Annotated in this window: 18 protein-coding genes; 10 read left to right on the top strand and 8 right to left on the bottom strand. The window is 71.1% G+C overall.

Translation table 11 applies throughout. The features are described 5' to 3' along the window. Positions 1–8: 8 nt before the first annotated feature. The 4 genes from OG892_RS10360 (at position 9) to OG892_RS10345 (ending at position 5,061) form a co-directional block, all read left to right on the top strand. Entirely contained in the window at positions 9–1,625 is a 1,617-nt protein-coding gene (locus OG892_RS10360; protein WP_073735725.1) for a DHA2 family efflux MFS transporter permease subunit, read from the top strand. 83 nt (positions 1,626–1,708) lie between these two features. Further along, positions 1,709–2,401 (top strand): TetR/AcrR family transcriptional regulator, encoded by a 693-nt coding sequence (locus OG892_RS10355; RefSeq protein ID WP_371628966.1) that lies wholly within the window; start codon positions 1,709–1,711, stop codon positions 2,399–2,401. A 190-nt stretch (positions 2,402–2,591) separates the two neighbouring features. Continuing rightward, a complete protein-coding gene (locus OG892_RS10350; protein WP_371628965.1) occupies positions 2,592–3,635 on the top strand; it encodes an endonuclease/exonuclease/phosphatase family protein in 1,044 nt (347 codons plus the stop codon). 205 nt (positions 3,636–3,840) lie between these two features. Next, the gene (locus tag OG892_RS10345) at positions 3,841–5,061 is read left to right on the top strand and encodes an MFS transporter (protein ID WP_073735723.1); all 1,221 of its coding nucleotides are present in this window, start codon (positions 3,841–3,843) and stop codon (positions 5,059–5,061) included. Positions 5,062–5,197: 136 nt separating this feature from the next. Here the strand turns inward: OG892_RS10345 and OG892_RS10340 are convergent, their stop codons facing one another. The 6 genes from OG892_RS10340 to OG892_RS10315 all read right to left on the bottom strand — a co-directional run bounded on the left by OG892_RS10340 (position 5,198) and on the right by OG892_RS10315 (position 11,218). After that, entirely contained in the window at positions 5,198–6,952 is a 1,755-nt protein-coding gene (locus OG892_RS10340) for an NAD+ synthase (protein WP_371628964.1), read from the bottom strand. A gap of 91 nt (positions 6,953–7,043) precedes the next feature. Further along, positions 7,044–8,615 (bottom strand): multicopper oxidase family protein, encoded by a 1,572-nt coding sequence (locus tag OG892_RS10335; RefSeq protein WP_371628963.1) that lies wholly within the window; start codon positions 8,613–8,615, stop codon positions 7,044–7,046. Positions 8,616–8,675: 60 nt separating this feature from the next. After that, on the bottom strand, positions 8,676–9,119 hold the full coding sequence (locus OG892_RS10330) for a DUF6153 family protein (protein WP_371628962.1): 444 nt from the start codon (positions 9,117–9,119) through the stop codon (positions 8,676–8,678). Positions 9,120–9,282: 163 nt separating this feature from the next. Continuing rightward, a complete protein-coding gene (locus OG892_RS10325; RefSeq protein WP_073735719.1) occupies positions 9,283–9,708 on the bottom strand; it encodes a CBS domain-containing protein in 426 nt (141 codons plus the stop codon). 137 nt (positions 9,709–9,845) lie between these two features. Next, a complete protein-coding gene (locus OG892_RS10320; RefSeq protein ID WP_073735718.1) occupies positions 9,846–10,577 on the bottom strand; it encodes a DUF305 domain-containing protein in 732 nt (243 codons plus the stop codon). Then, a complete protein-coding gene (locus tag OG892_RS10315; RefSeq protein WP_371631610.1) occupies positions 10,574–11,218 on the bottom strand; it encodes a DUF3105 domain-containing protein in 645 nt (214 codons plus the stop codon). The genes OG892_RS10320 and OG892_RS10315 overlap by 4 nt, the downstream gene beginning before the upstream one ends. Positions 11,219–11,503: 285 nt before the next feature. Between OG892_RS10315 and glnA the strand changes: the two genes are divergently transcribed. Then, positions 11,504–12,865: a type I glutamate--ammonia ligase gene (glnA, locus tag OG892_RS10310; RefSeq protein ID WP_073735717.1), complete on the top strand. Its 1,362-nt coding sequence runs from the start codon at positions 11,504–11,506 to the stop codon at positions 12,863–12,865. Positions 12,866–13,131: 266 nt separating this feature from the next. After that, positions 13,132–13,491: an SH3 domain-containing protein gene (locus OG892_RS10305; RefSeq protein WP_073735716.1), complete on the top strand. Its 360-nt coding sequence runs from the start codon at positions 13,132–13,134 to the stop codon at positions 13,489–13,491. Between the two features lie 61 nt (positions 13,492–13,552). Here OG892_RS10305 and OG892_RS10300 read toward each other — a convergent pair whose 3' ends face one another. Beyond that, positions 13,553–14,479: a LysR family transcriptional regulator gene (locus tag OG892_RS10300; RefSeq protein WP_371628961.1), complete on the bottom strand. Its 927-nt coding sequence runs from the start codon at positions 14,477–14,479 to the stop codon at positions 13,553–13,555. Positions 14,480–14,582: 103 nt separating this feature from the next. Between OG892_RS10300 and OG892_RS10295 the strand changes: the two genes are divergently transcribed. The 4 genes from OG892_RS10295 (at position 14,583) to OG892_RS10280 (ending at position 17,469) form a co-directional block, all read left to right on the top strand. Continuing rightward, a complete protein-coding gene (locus OG892_RS10295; protein ID WP_073735714.1) occupies positions 14,583–14,807 on the top strand; it encodes a cold-shock protein in 225 nt (74 codons plus the stop codon). A 105-nt stretch (positions 14,808–14,912) separates the two neighbouring features. Further along, a complete protein-coding gene (locus OG892_RS10290; RefSeq protein WP_371628960.1) occupies positions 14,913–16,136 on the top strand; it encodes an NADH:flavin oxidoreductase in 1,224 nt (407 codons plus the stop codon). Between the two features lie 34 nt (positions 16,137–16,170). Then, positions 16,171–16,398, top strand: coding sequence for a hypothetical protein (locus tag OG892_RS10285; RefSeq protein WP_327336571.1), 228 nt, complete (start codon positions 16,171–16,173; stop codon positions 16,396–16,398). A gap of 273 nt (positions 16,399–16,671) precedes the next feature. Further along, the gene (locus OG892_RS10280; protein WP_371628959.1) at positions 16,672–17,469 is read left to right on the top strand and encodes a putative protein N(5)-glutamine methyltransferase; all 798 of its coding nucleotides are present in this window, start codon (positions 16,672–16,674) and stop codon (positions 17,467–17,469) included. Between the two features lie 29 nt (positions 17,470–17,498). On the opposite strand, the gene OG892_RS10275 is transcribed toward OG892_RS10280, so the two are convergent. Then, positions 17,499–18,014, bottom strand: a complete 516-nt coding sequence (locus OG892_RS10275) for a pyridoxamine 5'-phosphate oxidase family protein (RefSeq protein WP_371628958.1) — start codon at positions 18,012–18,014, stop codon at positions 17,499–17,501. Between the last annotated feature and the right edge of the window lie 104 nt (positions 18,015–18,118).

Below are 18,118 nucleotides of genomic sequence, written 5' to 3'. Positions count from 1 at the left end.
TTTCGGCCATGTCCATACCGTCCGGCGCTCCCGCCGTCGTGCCCCAGGTCCCGGAGGCGGTCCACCGCCGCCGCTGGGCGATTCTCGTTGTCCTGATGTTCAGCCTGCTCATCGTGGTGCTGGACAACTCGATCCTGAACGTCGCCGTCAAGACGATCGCTTCCCCCGCACCCACCGGACTGGGGGCCACCCAGAGCGAGCTGGAGTGGGCGATCAACTCCTACACCCTCGTCTTCGCCGGACTGCTCTTCACCGCAGGACTGCTCGGCGACCGCGTCGGGCGCAAGAAGATGCTGCTCCTGGGCATCGTGCTCTTCGGTATCGGCTCGGCCTTCGCGGCCATGTCCGGATCGCCCGGCGAACTCATCGCCTGGCGCGCCGTGATGGGCTTCGGCGCCGCCTTCGTGATGCCGGCCACCCTCGCCGTCCTGATGAACGTCTTCGAGCGTGACGAGCAGCCCAAGGCCATCGGCATCTGGGCGGGCAGCGTCGGCCTCGGCATCGCGATCGGCCCGATCACCGGCGGGCTGCTCCTCGAACACTTCTGGTGGGGCTCGATCTTCCTGGTCAACGTGCCCGTCGTGATCATCGCGCTGATCGCGATGCTGATCCTCGTACCGGACTCCAGGGACCCGAAGCCGGGCCGCCTGGACCCGGTCGGCGTGGTGCTCTCCATCATCGGCCTGGTGCTGCTGGTGTACGGGATCATCCGGGGCGGCGAGCTGGCCGACTTCACCGACGTCTCGGTACTCCTGCCGGTCATCGGCGGTCTCGCCGTCCTGGTGGTGTTCGTGCTCCACGAGAAGCGCAGCGCCAGCCCGGCCATCGACGTCACGTACTTCAGGAAGCCGGCCTTCTCCGCCGCCGTCGCCGCCATCGCGCTGGTCTTCTTCGCGCTGATGGGCGTGACGTTCTTCTCCGCCTTCTACATGCAGAGCGTGCGCGGCTGGAGCGCCCTGCAGTCCGGTCTGCTGATCCTGCCGCTGGCCATCGCCCAGATGGTCTTCGCGCCCAGGGCCCGGCTGGTGGTCGCACGGTTCGGCGCCCGCGCCGTGTGCACCGTCGGCATGCTGATGGTCGCGGTCGGACTCGCGGCGTTCGCGCTGTTCGACGCCGATACCCCCGTCTGGCTGATGTGTGTGGTCTTCTTCGTGCAGGGCACCGGCATGGCCCATGTGATGCCGCCGGTCACCGTCGCCGTCATGCAGGCGCTGCCGCGCGAGAAGGCCGGCTCCGGCTCGGCCGTCAACAACACCTTCCGGCAGGTCGGCGGCGCGCTCGGGATCGCCGTCCTCGGCTCCGTGCTCTCCGCCGTCTACCGGAGCGACATCGAGAGCCACCTCGGGACGCTCCCGGCCGCCGCCAGGGACACCGCGGCGGAGTCGATCGAGGCGACGCTCGGCATCGCGGAGAAGATGGGACCGAAGGGCGCCCCGCTGGTCACCGCCGCGCACGACGCGTTCCTCAGCGCCATGCACGTCACGGCCATCAGCTCGGCCTTCGTCGCCCTGCTCGGGGCGATCGTGGTCGCGCTGTTCCTGCCGGGCCGGACGCCCGCCGCGCAGCCGCCCGCCACGGGCGGCGCCCAGGACGATCCGACGGTGCCCGCGCCCGCGGCACGGTGACACCGGAACGGACCGGTCCCGGGGGGAGGCCGCCGGGGCCGGTCCGTTCGGGGAGAATCGGGGGCGGCGAAAGGTGGTTCCACGTGCAGGCTCAGGCAGCGGACCGGGACGAGCAGGCCCCGGGCGAGCGCGACCGCAACCCCGGTGAAGGGCAGGAGCCCCGCCGCGGGCGTCCGCGCAGCGCGGCGGCCGAGCGGTCCATCCTGGACGCCGTCGTCGAACTGCTGGAGGCCGGCGAGCCCCTCGCCGGACTGTCCATCGAGCGGATCGCCCGCACCGCCGGGGTCGGCAAGGCCACCATCTACCGGCGCTGGACCGACAAGGAGGAGCTCTTCGTCGACGTCCTGCGCGACATCGAGCCCGTGGAACCCGATGTCTCCGGCACGGCGGGCCTCGGGGACCTGCGCGTCCTGCTGGAGTCGATGCGCCGACGCGGACTGGCCCAGCGCTCCTCCGTACTCCTGCACAACGTCTTCGCCCAGATGAAGAGCCACCCCCGGCTCTGGGACGAGTACCAGTGCACCGTGATAGCGCCACGCCGGGCCGCCATGCTCGCGGCCGTCCGGCGGGCCGTCGAGGCCGGTGAGCTGCGCGACGACACGGATGTGGAGCTGATGGACGACCTGTTCGTCGGCCCCATGCTCGTACGCACCGTCCACCGGCCCGACGCGCCGCTGCCCGAGGACCTCGTCGACCGCATCATCCAGCTGCTGGTCGAGGGGGTCGCGCCGCAGCCGCCGGGCGGCGGACCCGGCGGCGCCGCCCGGCGGGGCTGACGCGCCCGGACCCCCGCGCATGTGATCGTTCTGTCACAAGCCCCCGCAGACCGCCTCCGACCGGAACTGGCCACGCCCCCTCGTTCGTCCTGGTGGCAGTACGGCCGTCGTCGACGGCGGGAATCGCGTCGCTCATCGCCTAGGGTCGTGGGCGCGGCGATGTGCACGGCAAGGCAGTGAGGACAGCGCGATGGTGCAGGCGTACAGGGCGGACACCGGAAACGGCGGCGGAGGACCGCAGCCCACCGGCCCCCGCTTCCGGGACCTGCGCGACAGACTGAGCGACAGACTGGTCCGGCTGGCCCGGGACCGGGGCATCTGGCGGCGCGGACTGGTCCTGGCCGGCTGCTCGCTGGTGCTGACCTTCGTCATGCTCCTGCACTCCCACATCCCGAACACCATCGGCAACCTGGGCAGCCTCACCGAGACGTTCCTGCCGTGGATCGCCGTCTTCGTGCCGGTGCTGCTCGTGCTGGGCCTGGTGCGGCGCTCCGCGACCGCGCTGATCGTGCTCCTGCTGCCGGTCGTCGTCTGGTTCAACGTGTTCGGCGGACTCCTCACCGACAAGTCGGGCGGCGGCGGCGACCTCACCGTCGCCACCCACAACGTCAACGCGGACAACGCCGACCCCGCGGGCACCGCCCAGCAGGTGGCGGGCTCCGGCGCCGACGTCATCGCCCTCCAGGAACTGCCCGCCGGCAAGGTGAAGACCTACGAGTCGGCGCTCGCCGGCCGCTTCCCGTACCACTCGGTACAGGGGACCGTCGGCCTCTGGAGCAAGTACCCGATCAGCGACACCCGCCCGGTGGACATCAAGATGGGCTGGGTCCGGGCCATGCGGACCACCGTCGCCACGCCCAAGGGCGAGGTCGGCTTCGTCGTCGCGCACCTGCCCTCGGTCCGGGTCAAGCTGCACGCCGGATTCACTGCGAACCAGCGCGACCAGAGCGCGGACGCGCTCGGTGAGGCCATCGCGGACGAGGGGCTCGACCGGGTCGTCCTGCTCGGAGACCTCAACGGGACGATGAACGACCGCTCGCTCAACGCGGTCACCTCCCAGATGCGCTCCACCCAGGGCGCGGCCGGTGACGGCTTCGGATTCAGCTGGCCCGCGTCGTTCCCGATGGCCCGGATCGACCAGATCATGGTGAAGGGCGTCGACCCGGTGTCCTCCTGGACGCTGCCCGCGACGGACAGCGACCACCTCCCGATCGCCGCCCGCGTCAAGCTCTGAGCCGCCCGTACCGAGCTGGGACGCCCGTACCGAGCTGGGACGCCCCTGAGACCTCTCACGCCCCTGAGACCCGTCACGTCACGGTCCGTTTACCTCCCGGCATAAACCATCTGAGAGTATTTGTTCCGATCAGGGACCGAGGGCGACCGGCGATGGAGCCGGTCCGCCGCTCCGCGCTCCGCCCCCTCCGGAAAGGTCTCTCCTCATGCCCCTGGCTCTGCTCGCCCTCGCGGTGAGCGCCTTCGGCATCGGTACCACGGAGTTCGTGATGATGGGCCTGCTGCCCGATGTCGCGGACGACCTCGGCACCTCCGTCCCCACGGCCGGCTACCTCGTGTCGGCCTATGCGATCGGTGTGGTGCTCGGCGCCCCGCTGCTCACCGCCCTCGGCTCGCGCGTCCCGCGCAAGCGGATGCTGCTGCTCCTGATGGCGCTCTTCACCGTCGGCAACCTCGCCTCCGCGTTCGCCCCCGGCTTCGGCTGGCTGATCGCGGGCCGGATCCTGGCCGGGCTGCCGCACGGCGCCTTCTTCGGCGTCGGCGCGGTCGTCGCCGCCCGGCTGGTGGCCGACGGGCGCCAGGCACGGGCCGTGGCGACGATGTTCCTCGGCCTGACCGTCGCCAACATCGTCGGAGTGCCCGCCGCCACGCTGCTCGGCCAGCACCTCGGCTGGCGGGCCACGTTCCTGGTGGTCGCGCTGATCGGGCTGGGCGCGATGGCCGCGCTCGCCCGGCTCGTCCCGCAGATCCCGGTCGAGGCCCACCAGGACGTCCGCCGCGAGCTGCGGGCCCTGGGCAACCGGCAGGTGCTGCTCGGACTGCTCACCGCCGTCTTCGGCTTCGCCGGGGTCTTCGCCGTCTACTCCTACCTCTCGGCGATGACGACGGAGGCGATGGGCTTCGGGGAGTCCTCCGTGACGCTGGTGCTGGCGCTCTTCGGCATCGGCATGACCCTGGGCGCGCTCGCCGCGGGCCCGCTCACGGACCGGGCACTGCGTCCCACGCTGTACGGATCACTGGGCGCGCTCGCGGTCGTCCTGGTCGCCTTCCCGTTCGCCGCCCATGTGCAGTGGGCTGCGCTGGTGATGGTGGTGCTGCTGGGCGGGGTCGGCTTCATGACGACGACGCCGCTGCAGATGCTCGTCATGAACAAGGCCAAGGACGCCCCGACCCTGGCGTCGGCCTCCAACCACTCCGCGTTCAACCTGGCCAACGCGGGCGGCGCCTGGCTGGGCGGCATGGCCATCGCGGCAGGCTGGGGCTGGACGTCCCCGGCCCTGGTCGGCGCGGTCCTCGCCGTGGCCGGCCTCGCGGTGGCGGTCACCGCGGGCGCCCTGGACCGCGACCGGAGCCCGTCGAGGGTGGTGGCCGGGGCCACCCCGACGCCGGACCGGACCCCGGCACCATCAAGCCCGGACGCGCACTGAGCAACGGCCGCCCGGCAAAAACAAGCCCGTCCGGCGATTGAGGACACCACGCCCGCAAAAACAAGCCCGTCCGGCGATTGAGGACACACCCTCGGCCGGACGGGCCAGAAGCCGAAGCCGTACCCCACCCCCGGCGTCAGCCGGACTCGCGCCACCGGTTCGTGATCGGCAGCCGCCGGTCCTTGCCGAAGCCCTTGGGCGAGATCTTCGTGCCCGGCGGATACTGCCGCCGCTTGTACTCCGCGGTGTCCACCATCCGCAGCGTCTTCGCGACCAGCGCCGCGTCGAACCCGGCCGCGACGATCGCGTCGAGCCCCTGGTCCCGGTCGACGTACATCTCCAGGATCCGGTCCAGCACGTCGTAGTCCGGCAGCGAGTCCGTGTCGACCTGCCCCGGACGCAGCTCCGCGCTCGGCGGCTTGGTGATGGAGGCCTCCGGGATCGGCGGGGTCTGCCCGCGCTCCTCGGCCGCCCGGTTGCGCCACTTCGCCAGCCGGAAGATCGCCGTCTTGTAGACGTCCTTGATCGGCCCGTACGCGCCGACCGAGTCCCCGTACAGCGTCGAGTAGCCGACCGCCAGCTCCGACTTGTTGCCCGGCGCCAGGACGATCTGGCCCTCCTGGTTGGAGACGGCCATCAGCATCGTGCCGCGCAGCCGCGACTGGAGGTTCTCCTCGGCGAGACCGGTGAGCCCCAGAGAGCCCATGTACGCGTCGAACATCGGCTCGATCGGTACGGTGCGGAAGTTCAGCCCGGTGCGCCGCGCCAGCTCGGCCGCGTCGCCCTTGGAATGGTCGGAGGAGTACTTCGACGGCATCGAGATGCCGTAGACGTTCTGGGCCCCCAGCGCGTCGCAGGCGATCGCCGCGACCAGCGCCGAGTCGATCCCGCCGGAGAGCCCGATGAGCACGCTGCTGAAGCCGTTCTTCGCGGCGTACGCGCGCAGGCCCACGACGAGCGCGGAGTACAGCTCCTCGTCGTCGTCGAGCCGGTCCGCGTACCCTCCGGCCAGCTCCGCCTCGTACGGCGGCAGCGGCTCCTCGGAGAGGACCACGTGGTCGATGCGCAGCCCGTCGTTCACCATGCCCGAGGGCGCGTCGGCGGCGGCGGCCGGCAGGTCGAGGTCGATGATCACGCTGCCCTCTGCGAACTGCGGCGCACGGGCGATGACCTCGCCCCGCTTGTCGACGACGATCGAGTCACCGTCGAAGACCAGCTCGTCCTGGCCGCCGATCATCGCCAGGTAGGCCGTCGTGCAGTCGGCCTCCTGGGCCCGCTTGCGGACCAGTTCGAGCCGGGTGTCGTCCTTGTCCCGCTCGTAGGGCGAGGCGTTGACCGAGAGCAGCAGCCCGGCCCCGGCGGCCCGCGCGGCCGGCACCCGGCCGCCGTCCTGCCAGAGGTCCTCGCAGATGGCGAGCGCGACATCGATCCCGTGCACCCGCACGACGGGCATCGAGTCGCCCGGCACGAAGTACCGGAACTCGTCGAAGACGCCGTAGTTGGGCAGGTGGTGCTTGGCGAAGTTCAGCGCGATCCCGCCGCGGTGCAGCACCGCCGCGGCGTTGCGCGGGGACCCGGCGGGCTGGCCGTAGCGCGGCGCGGCGAACTCGGAGCGGTCGAGGTATCCGATGACGACCGGCAGCTCCCCGAAGCCCTCCTCGTCGAGGCGGGCGGCGAGCGCGCGCAGCGCGTCGCGCGACGCCTCGACGAAGGAGGACCGCAGGGCCAGGTCCTCGACGGGGTAACCGGTCAGCACCATCTCGGGGAACGCCACCAGGTGGGCGCCCTGCTCGGCGGCGTGCCGGGTCCAGTGGAGGATCGCCTCGGCGTTGCCGGCGAGGTCACCGACGGTCGAGTCGATCTGATTCAGTGCGAGGCGTAGTTGAGGCACGCCGCCCAGTGTAATCGTCTGACTGACGCGATGTCCTGGCGGGCCGCGCAGAAGGCCGTGCGGCCCGCCGGACGGCCCGCCGGGTGGCCGGTCAGCTCCGGTAGCCGACGACCGTCATCATGCCCGCCTCCGCGTGGTAGAGGTTGTGGCAGTGGAGCATCCACAGCCCCGGGTTGTCCGCGTCGAAGTCGACCGTGAGCGTCTGCCGGGGCAGCACGATCGCGGTGTCCTTACGGGCCCCGGACGCGTTTCCGGCCAACGCGAAGGTGTGCCCGTGCAGATGGACGGGGTGCCACATCGAGGTCGCGTTGCGGAACTCCATCCGGACCCGCTCCCCGGCCTTCACCGGATGCCGCTGGTCTGCGCTGTACGGCTTCCCGTCGAACGCCCAGTCGTACGCGGCCATGGAACCGGTCAGCCTGATCCGCACCGTCCGGTCGGGCGTCCGGCCGGGCAGCGCCACGGACGCGTCCGGGGTGAGCCGGTCCGCGGTCACCAGCGAGCCGTCCAGCTCCTTCGGCCGCACGGCTGCGGCGGGCGCCGCCCCGCCACCGGTCCGCAGCAGCGCCATCGCGGAGACCTTCTTGCCCTCGGCCAGCGCGGTCAGCGGGAACACCCCGTCCCCGGCGGTCACCAGCACGTCGTACCGCTCACCCATGCCGAGCAGCAGGGCGTCCGTCGTGGTGTGCCGGACCGGGAAGCCGTCGGTGTGCGTGACCGTCATCCGGTGGCCGCCGAGCGCGACGCGGAAGGCGGTGTCACCGCCCGCGTTGATGATCCGCAGCCGGATCCGGTCGCCGGGCCGGGCGCTGAAGACGGCCGGGTCCTGCGGGGTGCGGCCGTTGACCAGGTAGTACGGGTAGCCGACATCGCCCGCGTCGCCGCCGAGCAGCTTGCTGGTGGCGCCCATCAGCATGCGCGAGGGCCCGGTTCCGGCATCGGCATCGGCCGAGGGCATGTCCTCCATGGTGTGCCCGCTGTGCCCCTTGGTGAGTTCCTGGAGCACCGCGTCGGGGGTGGAGCCGTCCACCCCGTCGAGCCAGTCGTCCAGGACGACGACCCACTCCTTGTCGTACGACAGCGGCTCCTTCGGGTCCTCGACGATCAGCGGCGCGTACAGCCCGCGGTCCAGCTGGACGCCGGAGTGCGGGTGGAACCAGTACGTGCCGGGGTCCGGTACCGCGAACCGGTACGTGAAGTCCTTGCCCGGCTCGATCGCGCGCTGGGTCAGCCCGGGGACCCCGTCCATGTCGTTGCGCAGGGCGAGCCCGTGCCAGTGCATGGAGGTCGGCTGCGGAAGGTGGTTGGCGAGGGTGAGGGCGAGCGTGTCGCCCGCGGTGACCCGCACCTCCTTGCCGGGCAGCCGGTCCCCGTACGCCCAGGTGCTGACGGTGTGCCCGCCGCCCAGGTCGAGCCGGGACGGGGTGGCGGTGAGGGAGACCTTGCGTACGGGGCCGGAGCCCCGGCGCTTCTCGGCCGCCGCGACCTCCGGGCCGTCGGGGGTCACGTACCCCTCGGGGGCGGCGGTGCCGGACGGGCCGCCGTGATGCATGCCGGAGTGGTCCGGCGTACCGCCGCCGTCGGAACAGGCGGCGAGAACTCCGGTACCTGCGAGGGCGATCGAAGCGCCGAGCACGGCGCGTCGGGTGTGCTGAGCGGGCATGACTGAGTGCACCTCAAAGATGTTGTCGGTGTGGTGAAGGGCGGACGCGGCGCGGTGCGCCTATATCCGCAGTACCGACAGATCGGTGAGGAGGGCCTTGCGCGGCCGTGGTGGGGGTGGGGGAGGGGGCCGTGGCCTCCACGGCGAACGGGCTGCGGTGTTCCGCGACAGGCCGCCTGCGGAACGCCGGGCCATCAGCAGTGCGGTGAGCAGGGCGAGTCCCCAGACGGACAGCACGGCGAGGCAGACGGCCATCGGGTCCATGGACCGCATCGGCGTGGGACGGTCCGGGTGGTGGGCGTCAGCGCTCACCACCCGGGTGTCCGCATCGGCGGACGCCGCACCAGCCATGACCATCGAGTGCGACGCGTGCGAGGACGCCGTGCCGGCACCCTGCCCGCCGTGCTCCGCCGGGTGGCCGACCGTGTGCATGGTGAAGATCCCGAAGAGCAGCGCGGCGAAGAGCAGCAGCTGCCCGTACCTCGTGCTCCTCGTCCCGAACATGGCGGCCACCCTACCCCTACCGGGTATATAAACGGCGGCGGCCCGTCACCCCGCGCGGCGGAGGGACGGGCGCGTCGGACCGTGGGGCCGTACGCCGTCGGACCGTGGGGCCGTACGCCTGCGGACCGTACGCCCAACGGCCCGCAGACCGTGCGGGTCGTGGTCAGTTGCGGGAGTAGACCTTCTCGGCCCAGCCGGCGATCTGGTCGTCGGAGAGGTGCTGCGCCAGATCGGCCTCGCTGATCATGCCGATCAGCCTCTTGTTCTCGACCACGGGGAGCCGCCGGATCCGGTGGTCCTGCATCTCGTGCAGCACGTCCTCCACCTCCGCGCCCGCGTCGATCCAGCGCGGCGTGCCCTGCGCGAGGTCGCCCGCGGTCACCTTCGACGGATCCTTGCCCATCGCCACGCAGTCGACCACGATGTCGCGGTCCGTGAGGATGCCGATCATCCGGTCCTTGTCGCCCTCTGCCGAGATGGGCAGCGCGCCGACCTTGTGCTCACGCATCAGCTGGGCGGCGCGGTCGAGGGTCTCGTGCGCCGGGATCCAGGTGACGCCGGTGTGCATGATTTCCTTGGCGGTGGTCATGGGGGTTCCTCCTGCGTGCCGGTGGGCACTGCTCTACGACCCCGAGCGAACCCATCGTGAGGGGCCCGTTCGGGGTACGCGAGCGCTGTCACCCATTCGGGTGCACCTGAGGCGCGACGGAACCTTGACCGTGCCGGTCAGTCGCGGGGTGCGGCCCCGCGTTCGGCCAGCATCTGCGCCATCGCGTCCAGCTCGGACTGCTGGGCCTCGACCATGCCCTGGGCGAGCCGCTTCTCCGCCTTCACGGTGCACAGGTCCGCGCAGCCGCGCGCCATGTCGATCCCGCCCTTGTGGTGGTCCGTCATCAGCTGGAGATACAGGACCTCGGCCTGCTTGCCACTGGCCTTGCGGAGCCGGCCGAGCTCGGTGCGGGTGGCCATGCCGGGCATCAGGGACCCGTCGTGGGCCTGGTAACCGCCCCCGTGCCCCGACATGCCCTCCATCCCGTCCATCCCGTCCATGTCGTGCCCGGCGTGCTGCCCGTCCATCCAGGCCATCGGCTCCTGCCCGGCGGACACCTTGGGCAGCTCCCACAGATCGAGCCAGCCGAGCAGCATGCCCCGTTGGTTGGCCTGCGTGTTGGCGATGTCGTACGCGAACCGGCGCACGTCCTCGTCCCGCGTACGGTCCCGGACGATGAAGGACATTTCCACGGCCTGCTGGTGGTGGACGGCCATGTCGCGGGCGAACCCGGCGTCCGCCGAGTCCGTCGCGGGCGTGCGCGGGGCGGACCCGGAGGCGCTCGCGGGCCGGCCCGCCCCGTCGTCCCGTGCCGAGGCCACCGTCGCGGCGCCCGCGAACAGCACCGCGAGGGCCACGGCGGAACCGGCCACCCAGCGAGTGCGCCGGGTGCGCTCCGTAACCGTCACGGGGCCTCCAGTCCGCCGGTGCACGCCGCCCCAGGCTCGGGCGTCTGCGGCCCCTGCACGTACGCGGAGAAGAACTGCGCCCCCCGGGGGTCGTCGGCGCCGTCCACCGTGAGCTGCTTGCCCCAGGCACTCAGCATGATCGGGGCGGCCTGGTCCTTGTACGGGCTCATCAGCGAGTACGGGGTCTTCCCGACCCGTTCGGCGAGCCTGGCCACGTCCGCCGCAGGGGCCTCGTCCGTGTACGTCACCCACACCGAACCGTGCTCCAGCGAGTGCACGGCGTTCATGTCGGGGATCGCCTTCTTGTATACCTCCCCGTCGCAGTTCATCCAGACGGGGTTGTGGTCACCGCCGACCGGGGGCTTCATCGGGTACGTGACGGTCTTGGTGACGTGGTTGCGGGTCAGCTTCTTCGCGTCCCAGGTCTTCTCGCCCTCGATCCCGCTGCCGGCCGCGTCCTTCCCCTCCGCCCCGGGCTGCTCCGACGCCTTCCCGTCCGCGGACTTCTGGTCCGCGGAGGCCTCGGACCTGTCCAGCAGCGTGTAGCTGCCGAAGGCGACGAGACCTGCGACGACGACGGCGCCGATGCTTATGGCCACCACACGGTTGCGGCGGTCCCGCGTGCGGTCGGCGTTGCGCATCTGCTCTATGCGCGTCCTGCGGTCGTGGCTCTCGTGGCTCATGTCGTGGTCCTTCTGCGAAGGGGCGATGAGGGTCTGGAACGGGTCGGAAATCCGGTGTGCGCAGGGCGGTTGCCGGACTGCCGCGTCCCGTGCACACCATGGCCGACGATCGTAGTGGGTGGCCGAGTGCTCCATCTCACGTCGTGTGCGTAATCTGGGTGAAATCCCGGGTCGTGATACTGGCAGTGTCTCCCCTACCCCGGGCGGTGGTGCACGGACCGTCTGAACTGCAAGGATGTGGCTATGGACAAGCAGCAGGAATTCGTCCTCAGGACACTTGAGGAGCGGGACATCCGGTTCGTCCGGCTGTGGTTCACCGACGTGCTCGGTTATCTCAAGTCCGTGGCCGTGGCTCCTGCCGAGCTTGAGCAGGCGTTCGACGAGGGGATCGGCTTCGACGGCTCGGCCATCGAGGGCTTCGCCCGGGTGTACGAGTCGGACATGATCGCCAAGCCGGACCCGGGTACCTTCCAGATCCTGCCCTGGCGCGCGGAGGCCCCCGGCACCGCCCGCATGTTCTGCGACATCCTGATGCCGGACGGCTCGCCGTCCTTCGCGGACCCGCGCTACGTGCTCAAGCGCATCCTGGCCAAGACCTCGGACCTGGGCTTCACCTTCTACACCCACCCGGAGATCGAGTTCTTCCTGCTGAAGGACAAGCCGGTGGACGGCAGCCGCCCCACCCCGGCGGACAGCTCCGGCTACTTCGACCACACCCCGCAGAACGTCGGGATGGACTTCCGCCGCCAGGCGATCACGATGCTCGAATCGATGGGCATCTCGGTCGAGTTCAGCCACCACGAGGGCGCCCCCGGCCAGCAGGAGATCGACCTGCGGTACGCGGACGCGCTCTCCACGGCCGACAACATCATGACGTTCCGTCTGGTCATGAAGCAGGTCGCGCTGGAGCAGGGCGTGCAGGCGACGTTCATGCCGAAGCCGTTCTCGGAGTACCCCGGCTCCGGCATGCACACCCACCTCTCCCTCTTCGAGGGCGACCGCAACGCGTTCTACGAGTCCGGCGCCGAGTACCAGCTCTCCAAGGTGGGCCGCTCCTTCATCGCTGGCCTGCTCACGCACGCCGCGGAGATCTCCGCGGTGACCAACCAGTGGGTCAACTCCTACAAGCGCATCTGGGGCGGCTCCTCCCGCGCCGCGGGCGCCGGCGGCGAGGCCCCCTCGTACATCTGCTGGGGCCACAACAACCGGTCCGCGCTGATCCGCGTCCCGATGTACAAGCCCGGCAAGACCGGCTCGGCCCGCGTCGAGGTCCGCTCCATCGACTCCGGCGCCAACCCGTACCTGACGTACGCGGTCCTGCTGGCCGCCGGCCTCAAGGGCATCGAGGAGGGCTACGAACTCCCGGCGGGCGCCGACGACGACGTCTGGGCCCTGTCCGACGCCGAGCGCCGCGCGATGGGGATCGAGCCGCTCCCGCAGAACCTGGGCGAGGCGATCTCGCTGATGGAGAAGAGCGAACTGGTCGCGGAGACGCTCGGCGAGCACGTCTTCGACTTCTTCCTCCGCAACAAGAAGCAGGAGTGGGAGGAGTACCGCAGCGAGGTCACCGCCTTCGAGCTGAAGAACCTGCTGCCGGTGCTGTAACCGCAGTTCAGCGTTCCGGAGAACGCAACGTGGGCGGGTCGCCCGGTTCAACCGAAGCGACCCGCCCATAGCCATGATCAGCTCCGGGGCGCCCAGGGGCCGTCAGGCGCGGACGGGCGGCCCAAGTCGGGGGACGGGACGGAAGCCGGGGTGAGCGCGGGGCTGGGTGATGCCCTCAGATCGCGCAAATGCCCTGACCAGTAAGGGCCCGGGAGATAAGATGATCTTGTTTGCTGAAAGCTGCCGACCGGGCTGAGGGAGAACTCATGCGTAACTCGATCAAGGTGATAAGCGTGACGGGCGTGGCTGTGCTGGGTGCGCTCGGCACCGCCGTGGCCCCGGCCAACGCTGCGGCCCAGTCCGTCACGGCGAAGGCCGCTGCCTCCTGCTACATCCACAATGTCTCCGGCAGCACTCTGAACGTCCGCAGCGGCCCCGGAGCGAAGTACACGCTCCTCGGCACGATTGCGGCCGGTGGCAAGCTGTCCTGTGGCACCGACCAGGACAGCGTCACCAAAGGCCAGAGCTACACCTCGTGCGGTGGGGGCAATGGATGGATGACTGTGAGGATCAACGGCCGGGACGGGTGGGTCGCTGAAGAGTGTGTGGCGGTCGGCGCCGCCTGACGCACTGAGAGCGGATTCCACGGGCCGACGGTGCGAAACCGTCGGCCCGAAGGCGTTCTGGTCACGTCGCCCAGGCCGGGCGCCAGACCGGCCCTGGGAGCCCTGGCAGGCCGTGGAGGTGGGCGATGACTCCGCGGAGTCCCGGATGCGGATTCGTCGCGGGGAGGATGAGCGACAGCGGGTACGCGAGGGCCGGATTCACGACCGGGATGCGACGCAGGTCGTGGTCCGCCGGCCAGATGTACCGGTCGCGCGCCCCCACGAGGGTGGCCACCTCCGCGGACTCGGCGAGGGTGTCCAGGAGTACTTCGTCCCCGAAGTGCGGCCCGGCCGCGTCGATGCGCAGGCCGAAGTCGGTGGCGAGCTGGTCGTAGAACTCCGACCACTCGCTCCGGGGCGCGATGCCCGGCACCCAGATCCGGTGCTCGCGCAACTGCAGTGGCGTCAGTTCGTGCGCCGAGGCGAGCGGATGTTTCGGGCCGACGAGGAGTTCCAGCGGTGAGTCGAACGCGTGGATCATCTGTACGTCGGGCGGCAGGAGGGCCGGGTCGGTGACGGTGCGGAACGAGGCGTCGATATCGCCCGCCTCGACGGCGGCGACCGCCACGCGTGGGTCGTTGACCCGGAGGGTCACCACGTCGAGGTCGGTCCCGGGGCGCGACCGCCAGTAGTCGTGCAGCACGACCGCCTGCGCGCTCCGCAGGCCGAGAACGTCGATCCGCAGGGCCCTGGAGCCCGGCCTGACCGCGGCGACGGCGCGCTCGACACCCGCCACTACGCTCCGCGCGTGGGGGAGGAACGCCTGACCGTCGAAGGTCAGCTCCACCCCTCGGGGGGTGCGGGTGAACAGGCGGACCCCGAGCTCGCGCTCCAGGGCGGCGATCCGCTTGGAGACGGCCTGCTGCGTCACGCCCAGCTCATCGGCCGCGTGCTGCAGTCGTCCCAGTTCGGCCGCCCGGACGAACGTGCGCATTGCCTCGGTGTCCACCGGTCCAGTCTAGGTGTGCACAACTGATGGTTGTGGCTGCCGAGGTCCGGTTGTGGGAGTCCCCGTACGGGCCCGCGCGGGCGGTGCCCATAGGATCCGGCCCATGGTGACTGCGACGGTTCGGGAGTGGCGCGACGAGGAAGGGTGGGGCGTGCTCGATTCCCCCGAGACCCCAGGCGGCTGCTTCGGCCACTACGCCGACATACAGCAGCCCGGTTTCCGCACCCTGACGCCCGGACAGCGGGTGGATCTTGTCTGGGAGGCGCCCGGCTTCAAGCAGGACGGGTACGACTACCGCGCGGTGAGCATCGTGCCGCGATCCGGCTGACGTCCACAGCCGTCCCGGAGTCATCGGTGACCGCTGCGGGGACGTACGCGATCCCCGGCCGCAGCGCTGCTGACTATTCGTCAGTTCTCTGCGATGCTGCGCGCCATGCCGGACGAAACGGGAGCAGCTGGGGCCGCGTCGGGCCGTGTGCCGGATGTGCTGGCACCGGCTCGGCTGGGGCCGCTGCGGCTGCGCAACCGGGTGATCAAGGCCGCGACGTTCGAGGGCGCCACCCCCGAGGCGCTGGTCACCGACGCGCTCATCGACTACCATCTGCGCCCCGCGGCGGGCGGCGTCGCGATGACGACCGTGGCCTACTGCGCGGTGTCCCCGGAGGGCCGCACCGAGCGCCGCCAGCTGTGGATGCGGCCCGAGGCGCTGCCGGGGCTGCGCAGGCTGACCGAGGCGGTACACGGCACCGGGGCCGCGGTCAGTGCGCAGCTGGGCCACGCCGGACCGGTGGCGGACGGCCGCTCCAACGGACTGCCCGCCCTCGCCCCGATGGCCGGCTTCAACCCGCTCAGCATGCGGCGCAACAGGGCGGCCACCGCCGACGACATCGCCCGGGTCATCGCTGCCCACGCCGAGGCGGCCCTGCTCGCGGCCGAGGCCGGCTTCGACGCCGTGGAGATCCACCTCGGCCACAACTACCTGGCCAGCGCCTTCCTCAGCCCCCGGCTGAACCGCCGCACCGATGCCTTCGGCGGCTCCCTGCGCGCCCGCGCGGCCGTGGCGCTGGGCGTCACCCGGGCGGTGCGCGACGCGCTGGGCGACCGCCTTGCCATCACCGCCAAGCTCAACATGAAGGACGGAGCGCCCGGCGGTCTCACCCTGGACGACAGCCTCCAGGTCGCACGCTGGCTGGAGGCGGACGGCTCGGTGGACGCCCTCGAACTGACGGCGGGCAGTTCCCTGTTGAACCCGATGTACCTCTTCCGGGGCGATGCCCCCGTCACCGAGTTCGCGGCGAACTTCCCGCTCCCGCAGCGCCTCGCGATCCGGGCGCTGGGCCGTGGCTTCTTCCGTACCTACCCCTACCGGTCGCTGTATCTGCTCGACTCCGCCCGGCAGTTCAGGGCCGAACTCCGGCTGCCGCTGATCCTGCTCGGCGGGGTCACCGACCGGCAGGGCATGGACCGCGCCATGGCGGAGGGCTTCGACTTCGTCGCGATGGCCCGCGCCCTGCTCCGCGAACCCGACCTGCTGCACCGCATCGAGCGCGACCCCGCCACCCGCTCCGAGTGCATCCACTGCAACCGCTGCATGCCCACGATCTACACGGGGACCCACTGCCCGCTGACCGGTGGACCGCACCCGCCCGATCACTGATACTGGCAGCAGGACCGCAGTGGACGGGGGAGCCATGGTTGGGATTCTCGTAGTGCTCGGCGTGCTGTTCGCCGTGATCGTCGCCCTGATCGTGAAGCTGACGCTGCAGGACCGGCGCGGCCCCACGGACAACTTCGACGGGCAGCAGATCGAGCGGCAGCACAGCGCGGAGGCGCGGCACACCCGGGCGGCCAACACCTCGGTCGCCGTACACAGCCGCTTCATCGACGGCGGCAACGACTGGCGGCCCCGGAAGCGCTGACGCCCGGCGGCCCGGCGCGCGCCGGACCCGCTGGGGTAGGGTGACGTTCCCCCGCAAGGGGACGTACGCACGATTCCCGCACGGGGACGCACGCACTATTTCCCCGCACGGGGACGCACCGCAAGATCAAGACCCCGCACGGGGACGGACCGAAGGAGGTGGGACCCATTACCGCTGTATCAGGCTGGGTGCTCGCCCCTCGTCAACGCGTGGTCGACCGGACATAACCGACCGCGGAGCACCCATCGGCGTTTTCCCGAAAGGCTCCGCTCCATGCCGGTCCCGCTCTCCCCGCTTGCCCTCTCCTCCCTGGTCACCGCACTGCGCACCGCAGGCTGCGTCTTCGCGGAGGACGAGGCGGAGCTGATCGCCTCCACCGCCGCCGACCCCGCCGCGCTCACCGCCATGATGGAGCGGCGCGTCGCCGGTCTTCCGCTGGAACACGTCCTGGGCTGGGCCGAGTTCAGCGGGCTGCGGATCGCCGTGGACCCCGGGGTCTTCGTCCCCCGCCGCCGCACCGAGTTCCTGATCCAGCAGGCCGTGGCACTCGCCCCGCAACCCGCCGTGGCGGTCGACCTCTGCTGCGGCACGGGCGCGCTCGGCGCCGCGCTCGCCTCGGCGCTGGAGGCGATCGAACTCCACGCCTCCGATGTCGAACCCGCCGCCGTGCGCTGCGCCCGGCGCAACCTCGGTGAACTGGGCCGGGTCTACGAGGGCGACCTCTTCGCCCCGCTGCCCGACTCACTGCGCGGGCGCGTCGACGTACTGCTCGCCAACGTGCCGTACGTACCGACCGGGGACGTCGCGCTGCTCCCCGCGGAGGCGCGCGTGCACGAGCCGCTGGTGGCACTCGACGGCGGCGGCGACGGTCTCGACGTCATGCGCCGGGTGGCCGCGGAGGCGCCCCGGTGGCTGGCGCCGGGCGGCAGCCTGCTGGTCGAGACGAGCGAACGGCAGGCCGCCCTCGCCGAGGAGACCGTCGGCGGCAGCGGGCTGATCCCGCGCGTGGTCACCTGCGACGAGCTGTACGCCACCGTCGTGATCGGGACCATGCCCGCCCCTTCCCGGTAGCCCTCAGCCGGTGCCCTGGACCCGGTCGCTCAGGCGAAGCGCCACCGGGTCTGGGTGAACCGCTCGCCCTTGCCGAAGCCGAAGACCGTGCGCGGGGACACCGCGAAGACCTCGGCCCGGTTGCCCTGAGCGCCCACGAACATCCCGTCCGCGACGTCGAAGTGCCAGAACTTCCCGTACTTCGCCTCCCAGGCCTGGGCGAGAGCGGTCAGCAGAGCCGCGTCCGTCACCCGCTCCGCCCGGCCCTCCAGCACCACGTCGAAGCCCTCCGTCCAGGTGTTGGCGCCGGTCGTGAGGACCACCTCGGCGTTGGCTGCCAGATTGCGCCCCTTGCGTTCCTCGGCGCCGGTGGAGAAGTACAGCGCCCCCTGCGACCAGACCCCGATCAGCGGGGTGACGTGCGGGCGGCCGTCGGGCCGGACCGTCGTCAGCCAGTACAGCTCGGCGCCGGACAGGATTTCCCGCGCGTCGGCCCAGCGGGCGGGCTCCGCGCCGGGGCTGCTGTAGCGGGGGTCCAGCTCGGTGTGCGGTTCGGCTGCGGACATGATCGGGCCTCCAGAGGGTGCTGAACGAGATATACCGCTGAAGTACAGACTGTGCGGCCTCCCCGTATTCATCGGTGCCGGACTAGTCTCGTAAGACTGGAACG

The sequence above is a fragment of the Streptomyces sp. NBC_00341 genome (genome assembly GCF_041435055.1).
Classification (GTDB): Bacteria; Actinomycetota; Actinomycetes; order Streptomycetales; family Streptomycetaceae; genus Streptomyces.
The sequence above is the reverse complement of the archived record's forward strand: the minus strand, read 5'-3'. Positions and strand labels throughout refer to the sequence as shown.